General features: G+C 57.8%; 8 protein-coding genes and 2 pseudogenes. 7 read left to right on the top strand and 3 right to left on the bottom strand.

Features of this window, described 5'->3' with window-relative positions; genetic code table 11:
• Positions 1–104: 104 nt before the first annotated feature.
• Positions 105–536 (bottom strand): transposase, encoded by a 432-nt coding sequence (locus CKO23_RS23010; RefSeq protein WP_200335584.1) that lies wholly within the window; start codon positions 534–536, stop codon positions 105–107.
• A 69-nt stretch (positions 537–605) separates the two neighbouring features.
• Between CKO23_RS23010 and CKO23_RS23005 the strand changes: the two genes are divergently transcribed.
• The gene (locus tag CKO23_RS23005) at positions 606–938 is read left to right on the top strand and encodes a hypothetical protein (protein WP_200335582.1); all 333 of its coding nucleotides are present in this window, start codon (positions 606–608) and stop codon (positions 936–938) included.
• A 128-nt stretch (positions 939–1066) separates the two neighbouring features.
• Positions 1067–1462 carry a hypothetical protein gene (locus tag CKO23_RS23000; RefSeq protein WP_200335581.1) on the top strand — a complete coding sequence of 132 codons (396 nt, stop codon included), beginning with the start codon at positions 1067–1069 and terminating at the stop codon, positions 1460–1462.
• Positions 1463–1465: 3 nt separating this feature from the next.
• On the opposite strand, the pseudogene CKO23_RS27035 reads toward CKO23_RS23000, so the two are convergent.
• Positions 1466–1797, bottom strand: a pseudogene (locus CKO23_RS27035) (IS1634 family transposase); the annotation flags it as partial.
• Between the two features lie 360 nt (positions 1798–2157).
• On the opposite strand from CKO23_RS27035, the gene CKO23_RS22990 reads away from it, so the two are divergent.
• The 5 genes from CKO23_RS22990 to CKO23_RS22970 all read left to right on the top strand — a co-directional run bounded on the left by CKO23_RS22990 (position 2158) and on the right by CKO23_RS22970 (position 7839).
• Positions 2158–2511: a hypothetical protein gene (locus CKO23_RS22990; RefSeq protein ID WP_200335578.1), complete on the top strand. Its 354-nt coding sequence runs from the start codon at positions 2158–2160 to the stop codon at positions 2509–2511.
• 12 nt (positions 2512–2523) lie between these two features.
• Positions 2524–3384, top strand: a complete 861-nt coding sequence (locus tag CKO23_RS22985; protein ID WP_200335577.1) for an REP-associated tyrosine transposase — start codon at positions 2524–2526, stop codon at positions 3382–3384.
• Between the two features lie 442 nt (positions 3385–3826).
• On the top strand, positions 3827–4804 hold the full coding sequence (gene fcl, locus CKO23_RS22980) for a GDP-L-fucose synthase (protein WP_346014674.1): 978 nt from the start codon (positions 3827–3829) through the stop codon (positions 4802–4804).
• 461 nt (positions 4805–5265) lie between these two features.
• Entirely contained in the window at positions 5266–6351 is a 1086-nt protein-coding gene (gene gmd, locus CKO23_RS22975; RefSeq protein ID WP_200335576.1) for a GDP-mannose 4,6-dehydratase, read from the top strand.
• A 150-nt stretch (positions 6352–6501) separates the two neighbouring features.
• Positions 6502–7839: an FkbM family methyltransferase gene (locus CKO23_RS22970; protein WP_200335564.1), complete on the top strand. Its 1338-nt coding sequence runs from the start codon at positions 6502–6504 to the stop codon at positions 7837–7839.
• A 1042-nt stretch (positions 7840–8881) separates the two neighbouring features.
• Here the strand turns inward: CKO23_RS22970 and CKO23_RS27030 are convergent.
• Positions 8882–9005 (bottom strand): annotated as a pseudogene (locus CKO23_RS27030) (IS1595 family transposase); the annotation flags it as partial.

Below are 9005 nucleotides of genomic sequence, written 5' to 3'. Positions count from 1 at the left end.
CCACCGGAGCCACTCCAGGTAGTCGAGGCAGTCCGCATCGGTGCGAAACCAGGACTGGAACTCGCCCGCAGTCCGCGGATAATCAACGCCAGCATGAGGGTAAGTCACCCTTGGAGTTTACTCCGGTTAAGTGGAGACCCCAGAACCGCCAAATGCTGTTTCTCACCTAACGCTTCCGTGCCAATCCGAAATATCGTATGTGTACTCAGATGAGCTGCAATGGAAGCAAGCAACAAATTTTCAATGATCGTGTCGTTTGCAGAGGGAATCGAATTTGCATTCAAGGAATTCTTGCACGCTTTAAAAATAAGTTCGATTTGCCATCTTAGGCGATATAAAGGGTACATCAAATAAGCGGCAGCCGTTAAATTCGTGATATACCAATGATACTGTTTTTCGACCGGATTCCAAAACCCAATGACCCGATAACACAACAGATTGCCTTGATGAATTTTCTCGATGATCACTTCGATGATATCGCCTTTCTTGCGACTCAAGTTCAGCGCGAGTAACGGTCGCGGGGTCAGGTCTCCCATTGCACGTTTGCCTGCTTGGGCGTAAGGTAGACGCAATTCAGTTTGATGCGCCCCACGGGGAGACCGGTTATGGCTCTGGCCCAAGAAGACATCGCCTTTATCAAACAGCATCTCGGTGAATGGCTGGCCGAACAAAGCCTCGGCAAGCCGCCGTTGGTCTACGAAATCGAATTGCGCGAGCGCATGGTGCGGGTGGAGGAGGAGCTCAAGCACCAGCGCGAACTGATGCGCCAGGGCTTCGATCTGATGGACAAGCGCTTCGAGCAGGTAGAGAAGCGTTTCGAGCAGGTAGACAAACGCTTCGACGAAATGCTCAAGCGCCACGACCAGCAGTTTCTCTGGCTGGTCGGATTCATTGCTACTGGCGCGGGTCTCGTCATCGCCGCCCTGCGGTATCTTTAGGGTTCGAACACGATGTTGACTCAGGTCCTCTCAGGTCCCAGGTCGGGATCAGGTGGTCATGCACATTTGCCTGCTTGGGCGTAAGGTAGACGCAATTTAGTTTGATGCGCCCCACGGGGAGACCGGTTATGGCTCTGGCCCAAGAAGACATCGCCTTTATCAAACAGCATCTCGGTGAATGGCTGGCCGAACAAAGCCTCGGTAAGCCGCCGTTGGTCTACGAAATCGAACTGCGCGAGCGCATGGTGCGGGTGGAGGAGGAGCTCAAGCACCAGCGCGAACTGATGCGCCAGGGCTTCGATCTGATGGACAAGCGCTTCGAGCAGGTAGACAAGCGCTTCGAGCAGATAGAGAAGCGTTTCGAGCAGGTAGAGAAGCGTTTCGAGCAGGTAGAGAAGCGTTTCGAGCAGGTAGACAAACGCTTCGACGAAATGCTCAAGCGCCACGACCAGCAGTTTCTCTGGCTGGTCGGATTCATTGCTACTAGCGCGGGTCTCGTCATCGCCGCCCTGCGGTATCTTTAGCCGTCATTCCGCACCACTCAAATATAACGACACATAGCGCTGACCCAGCAGCTCAAGTAAGGCGCTCTGCTGTTGCTGCAGATTCAGCACGAGCTGCCCGACGTGCTCAACGACCAGCACGTGGATCCCTTTGAAAAAGTGGAACACCCAACGCGCGGTGGGCTTGCCCTTCTGGTCGGGGAAGGTCGCGTGCTGCGCCTGAGGACCTCGCGGATGCGCTGCTCCAAGGCGGCATAGACCAACAGGTACAGGGTCATGACCATCATGAGGGCCATGATGCGCTCGGGCTTCTTGAGGAAAAGCGTCGCGGCCATGAACATCGGATCCTTGAGGAAGGGCATCGATTATCCTTCGGACCAGTCGTCTTCGGGTGGACAAGCGCAGCGCAGTCCACCAACAACGGCGCGGGGGTCGGTGGACTTCGCTCTCGCTCGTCCACCCTACCGGCCCAACCGATGACCAAGGCCTGAGGAAGCGAAAGCCGCGCTCGATCTTCGGTTTCTCTGGCTGGCCGGATTCATTGCTACTGGCGCGGGTCTCATCATCGCCGCCCTGCGGTATCTTTAGGGTTCGAACACGATGTTCACTCAGGTTCTCTCAGGTCCCAGGTTGGGATCAGGTGGTCATGCACATTTGCCTGCTTGGGCGTAAGGTAGACGCAATTCAGTTTGATGCGCCCCATGGGGAGACCGGTTATGGCTCTGGCCCAAGAAGACATCGCCTTTATCAAACAGCATCTCGGTGAATGGCTGGCCGAACAAAGCCTCGGCAAGCCGCCGTTGGTCTACGAAATCGAACTGCGCGAGCGCATGGTGCGGGTGGAGGAGGAGCTCAAGCACCAGCGCGAACTGATGCGCCAGGGCTTCGATCTGATGGACAAGCGCTTCGAGCAGGTAGAGAAGCGTTTCGAGCAGGTAGACAAGCGCTTCGAGCAGGTAGACAAACGCTTCGACGAAATGCTCAAGCGCCACGACCAGCAGTTTCTCTGGCTGGTCGGATTCATCGCTACCAGCACGGGTCTTATCATCGCCGCCCTGCGGTATCTTTAGGGTTCGAACACGATGGCTCGCCCTCTGCGGTTAGAATTTGCGGGTGCCCTTTATCATGTGACGGCGCGGGGGAACGAGCGACGGGCGATCTTTCTGGGCGACATGGAGACGGATCGACAGCGGTTTCGCGAGACGCTGGCGGAGACGGTTGACCGCTTCAACTGGATCTGTCATGCCTATTGTCTGATGACCAATCACTATCATCTGGTTATCGAGACGCCGGAGGCGAATCTCTCGAAAGGCATGCGTCAACTGAATGGGGTGTATACGCAGCAGGTGAACCGCAGCCATGGGCGTGTGGGGCATCTGTTTCAGGGGCGCTACAAGGGGATTTTGGTCGAAAAAGAGTCCTATTTGCTGGAGTTGGCGCGCTATGTTGTGCTCAACCCCGTGCGCGCGGGCATGGTCGCGAGTGCGGCCGATTGGCCTTGGAGCAGTTATCGCGCTACGGTGGGTCTTGATGAAGCGGCGCCATTTCTCTTCACAGATTGGCTGCTGGGAGCCTTTGGTGACGACCGACCATCCGCCGTTGCGGCTTACGGACGTTTCGTGGCCGAAGGAATGCAAGCGCCTGGTCCGTGGGCAGCGCTGAAGCAGCAACTGTATCTGGGCTCGGAAGCGTTCATCGAACGCGTGCAGGCACGGATCGAGCCAGATCGGCCACTGCGGGAGGTTCCCCGCCGCCAGCGCCGGGCCGTACCGATACCGCTCGCGGATTTTGCCGTCCGTTATCGCGAGCGCGATCAAGCGATCGCGGCGGCCTATCGCACCGGAGATTACAGCATGCAGGCGATTGCGGATTTCTTCGGCGTGGGGCGGATGACGGTCAGTCGGGCCGTCCGGCAGGCCGAGTTACAGCAGATTCATGGCTGAAGATCACGGGATTTCGACTTGGCTCTTTACGCATTATGCATTCCGGACAGTTGGACCTGTTGTCAGCCCAAGAGTCGGCTGGATAGGTCTGCGTCTAGCGCTTAACCCTCTGTTTTTTAAGCTAACTCTGATGGCGCCTGGCGACCTGGGTCGACTAACCGTAGGGACCTGTTTGGATTGCATTAAAGAGCCACATGCTATTGGGTCGAGGCGCGCGAGGAAGGCGAGCAGATAGGGCTGGAGAAAGGCCGCCAGGAAGCCGTCCAAGACATTGCCCGTAACCTCGTCAAGCTGGGCGTCCTCACGGATGGGCAGATCGCTCAACCGACGGGGTTGAGCGTGGCGCAGGTCGAGGCGCTGCGCACAAGCGAACCACACTGAAAGGCAGGGATGTCATACTGCCCGAACCGTCCGTCCATCAATCCTGACCACGAGTCTTACAGTGTCCAGTCATCATTCCAATCCCTTGATCTATGTTGCCGGCCATCGCGGCATGGTTGGCTCCGCGATCGTCCGCGCGCTCGAAGCAGCCGGTCATGCGAATCTCCTGACCCGCACCCATGCCGAGTTGGATCTCACCGATCAATTGGCGGTCGATGCCTTCTTCGCCGAGCAGCGCCCGACCCAGGTCTATCTGGCGGCGGCCAAGGTCGGCGGCATTCATGCCAACGACACCTATCCAGCCGAGTTCCTCTATCAGAACCTGCTGATCGAGGCCAACATTATCCACGGCGCCTGGCGTCATGGTGTCGAGCGACTGCTGTTCTTGGGCAGCTCCTGCATCTATCCGCGTTTGGCGTCGCAGCCGATGGCCGAAGATGCCCTGCTCACCGGGCTGCTGGAGCCGACCAACGAGCCCTATGCCATCGCCAAGATCGCCGGCATCAAGCTGTGCGAGTCCTATAACCGGCAGTACGGCGCCGATTTCCGCAGTGTGATGCCGACCAATCTCTACGGGCCGGGTGATAACTTCGATCTGGCCAACAGCCATGTGCTCCCGGCGCTGATCCGCAAGTTCCATCAGGCCAAGCTTGAAGGCACGCCGACGGTGACGGTCTGGGGCAGCGGCACGCCCCGGCGTGAATTTTTGCACGTCGACGACATGGCGTCTGCCTGTGTGCATGTGATGAATCTGGACGCTGAGACCTGGCGCGCGCGGGTCGATCCGCGCTGCTCGCATCTGAATGTCGGCACAGGGGTCGATGTGACCATCGCCGAGCTGGCTCGGTTGGTAGCCGAGCTAGTCGGTTTCGACGGAGAGATCGTCTTCGATCCCTCCAAGCCCGACGGCACCCCGCGCAAGCTGCTCGATGTCGCGCGTCTGCGCGAGCTGGGTTGGGCTGCGCGCATCGACCTGGCCGACGGGGTAAGGCAGGCTTATCAGTGGTTCCTGGCGCATCAGGGGCAATTGCGGCTGTAGTCGCGCAACCGAGATGGAGATTGCAGGCTGTGGGATTGGAGAGAGAAAGCAGCGCTCCCGCCGCTGTGATCTAAGCGGGGCCCGAGGGAGCTATTGCGCGATGTCCGCGGAGATTTGATCTGCGCGGAGATTTCCGGACCGAGTCGTCAAGGCGAGCCCCTTGTCGGAGCCAAGGGCGGTTTGCGCCTAGCCATCGAATTGATCCCGCAAGATCGAACCGCCGACATGCTGCGTGGTCTGCCGAGCGATGGCATCCGCGATACCCTGTTGGTCGGATGAAAAGAATCCTACTCGAGCGAAGCTCGGCATGGCGGGCTTCTAGCTCAAGCGCGAAGGTCCATCGCACGCGCTGTGGATCAACCCAGACAATGGTAAGATCGAGGCCGTGCCTCGGCATGCCGAAATCAAGGAAACCCCTGGCCCGGAAGATTCTGAAGAGCCTTGGAGCGGAGTCATCAAACGTGAAAAAAGCACTCATCACCGGCATCACCGGTCAGGACGGCAGTTATCTCGCGGAGTTGCTGCTGGAGAAGGGGTACGAGGTGCATGGCATCAAGCGCCGAAGCTCGCTGTTCAACACCGATCGGATCGATCATCTCTATCAGGATCCGCACGCGTCCGAGCGGCGCTTCATCTTGCATCATGGCGATTTGACTGATTCATCCAGTCTGATCCGCATCATGCAGCAGGTGCGGCCCGACGAGCTCTACAATCTGGCGGCGCAGAGCCATGTGGCCGTCTCCTTCGAGGAGCCCGAGTACACCGCCAACTCCGATGCGCTCGGCGCGCTGCGCCTGCTGGAGGCCATCCGTATCCTTGGGTTGGAGAAGACGACCCGCTTCTATCAGGCCTCGACCTCGGAGCTCTACGGTCTCGTCCAGGAAGTTCCCCAGCGCGAGACCACCCCCTTCTACCCGCGCTCGCCCTATGCGGTGGCCAAGCTCTATGCCTACTGGATCACGGTCAACTATCGTGAGGCATATGGCATCTACGCCTGCAATGGCATCCTCTTCAACCATGAGGGGCCACGGCGCGGCGAGACCTTCGTTACCCGCAAGATCACCCGCGCCCTGGCGCGCATCAAGCTGGGAATGCAGGAGCGGCTCTATCTGGGCAACCTTGATGCCAAGCGCGACTGGGGCCATGCGCGGGACTATGTCGAGATGCAATGGCTGATGCTGCAGCAGGAGCAGCCCGAGGACTTCGTCATCGCCACCGGCCAGCAGTATTCCGTGCGTGATTTCGTGGCGAGGGCTGCGGACTCCGTTGGCATCCAATTGCGTTGGGAAGGGGAGGGTGTCGACGAGAAGGGCTACGACGTCAAGACCGGCGCCTGTCTCGTCGCAGTCGATCCGCGCTATTTCCGCCCGACCGAGGTCGAGACCCTGCTTGGTGATCCGACCAAGGCGCGCGAAAAGCTCGGTTGGGTGCCGCAGATCAGCTTCGATGACCTGGTCAGCGAGATGATGCGCGAAGATCTCAAAGAGTCGGAGCGGGATGCGTTGTGCCAGCAGGAAGGCTATCGCGTGATGACGCGGCATGAATAGCCTGTCACTCCGGTTTCAGAGGGCTGCGCGGTGCGCTCATGATTTTTCCAGATTCGGATATTGAGTTTGGTTACGAAATCACGTCGACGAAAGCAACGGCTTGCCAAGCGTATAGAGAGCAGACCGTCAGGTTCAGAGGTCGCAGGTTCGATGTCTGGTCTGGCCATAGATGGCTCGATCGGAAACCCGGCAATAGGCAATGACACAATAGTCTCTGCTGTGCAACCAGAGGTGGAGCCGCGACAGCAACTCGTGCCTTATGACACGGCTATGCTGGAGCGGGTGAAGGATCAATGGCAGTTTGGCGACTGGGGAAGCCTTGGGGCGGTTGATGCCGATAGCCTGGAGCATCATCCTGACCGCGCGAAGATGGCGCTTCTGGTGGCATCCGCGCACCTCCAGCAGGGCGAGCAGCAGACGGCGCGGCAGTTTGTGCGGCTTGCTCGGGATTGGGGTTGTGACAAACGGCTGATCTCGCGGGTATTGATTGCGGGCGTCTACAACAGTCTCGGCCGCGCTGATCTGGCGCGTGGTCAGGATCAGAGAGCCATCAGACGTTTCGAGCAGGCCATCGCCAGGGTGCTTCCCCATTCGGATGAAAAGCTGCTCGGCGAGGCCCGCGCGGTCCGCGAAGCGGCACAGCTTGGATTGTTGCCTCAGGCGGCGGCACTGATGAATGTCCAGCTTTCCTCAGTAAAGAACTCGCCACATCGCTTCGATAGCGCGCGTGTTTCTATCATCGAAACAGAGTTGCAATTGCTTCATGGCGAGCTTTCTCTTGCGCAGCAACGTCAACAGCTCTTCGCGCTTCCCGAAGCGCCTTTTGTGGATGTCTGTCCGACCGCGCCTGAGTGGCATAAGCTATTGAAGCGCAAGTCTGTATCTCAGCTTGGTCAAGATCTATGGGTCTTGGAGAAGACGGACTACAAGAGGAATGGATTTTTCGTTGAGTTTGGCGCAACTGATGGCGTGCTGCTTAGCAATACTTGGCTACTGGAAAAGCAATTCGGCTGGAAAGGTATTTGTGCTGAGCCGAATCCGAAGTTCTTTGAAAAACTAAAAGAAAACCGTGAATGTATGGTGTCCGATGCGTATATCGGTGGCAGGACGGGCGCGAAGGTCGAATTCATCCTATCCGACGCTTTTGGCGGAAGCAGCGAGTATGCGCAAGATGACGACCACGCTTCTAAACGTGCGGCGTACAAGCGAGCGGGCCGCGTGCAAACCCTGGAATCCGTTTCACTCCACGATTTTCTGCAGAAGTATAGTGCTCCGGTTGAGATCGACTACATTAGCATCGATACCGAGGGAAGCGAATATGAAATTCTCAGTGCCTTTCCTTTTGAAAAATGGCGCGTAAGCCTTTTTACGATCGAGCACAACTTTACGAAACGTCGTCAGGATATTCATCGATTGTTGGAGAAAAATGGATACCACCGCCAGGAGGCGAAGTGGGATGATTGGTACGTAAGATTCGATTTTAGATAGTCACGTCGCGCTCGTGCTGATTTTTTGATATTCCAAGCTAATCAATGTGCAACGTCTTTGGCAAGGAGTGTCGCGCCTGCCCTCCTGATACCCGTCGGGTCGATCCCTCGCCGACGGGACTCGTGCAGGGCGACAACCTTCGTAGCCGGTGTACGTCCCGCTTAGGGACTCGGCTTCGGCTCTGCGAGCCTGCGCCAAGTCCCGACGACGAATGACTTGACGGCGTGCGGGATGCGCTCTGCGTATCGCCTTCGCGGCTACGGGGCTCTCGCACTTGCGCCCCTGCGGCGATACGCACGCGCGCACGCCTACCTCACCTGAGCTGCCTGCAAGGTTTTGGACGAACCGATGATCAAGGCCGAGCGGTATACATCGGATTGAATCGAAGCGTATTTGGAAGCCGCGATGAAAAGTCACTTTCAATTAGTCGTTCTCGTGGCAGGAGCTCCTCGCTCTGGAAGTACCTGGGTATTCAATGCTGCGCGCATTCTTTTGATGCGGCGTTTCCCTCAAGTCTACTCAGCTTGGGTGGGTGAGTATCATTCGGAAATTGAGGCTGCGTGTCATCTTGTCAAAGCTCACCGGCCTGAGGAAGTGACTTTTCGTGCCGATCATGTTCTTACTTCGCGACGCCAGATGGCAGAGTGCATCGCTTCGCGGATTCGCATGGGTTGGACGAAAGCTGATGCGCCTTCAATTCTGGAAGCTGCGTATTCCCATATTGCCAACTATAATTATTGGCGGCCACGCAGCGATTTCGAAGCCGATTTTTCGGCTATTCTTTCAACGCCAGAGCAGGTAGTCAGTGGCTTGGCAGGCGTCCTTGGCGTGTCCGAAAGCAGCTGCGATTTTAGTGTTGTTGCTGAGCAGTTGACGTGTCTGCCCTTGCCGACCCAAGGTTCATATGATTTGGTGACTCTGGGCTCTCCACTTAACCGGAGTTCCTCCACGGACGGTTTGCGGGAGGGAGGTCGAGGCTTGGCGGGTGGCCATTTGCCCTCGGCGGGGTGGGGAGTACTGTTCGGGGTCGCTGGGTCAGTGCGAGTTCCTTGTAGCGCACAGGCTCGTTCGCAATCGCGAGTTCGAGTACCCGGTAGAACACCATCCCACGGCTGCGGGACCGCCGGCGGTTGAAGCGGAACACGAACTCGTTCAGGTAGCTGGCA

Origin of the sequence: Thiocystis violacea (assembly GCF_016583565.1) — a bacterium.
Taxonomy (GTDB): domain Bacteria; phylum Pseudomonadota; class Gammaproteobacteria; order Chromatiales; family Chromatiaceae; genus Thiorhodococcus; species Thiorhodococcus violaceus_A.
Note: the sequence above shows the minus strand (reverse complement) of the source record. Positions and strands in the feature narration are given on the sequence as shown.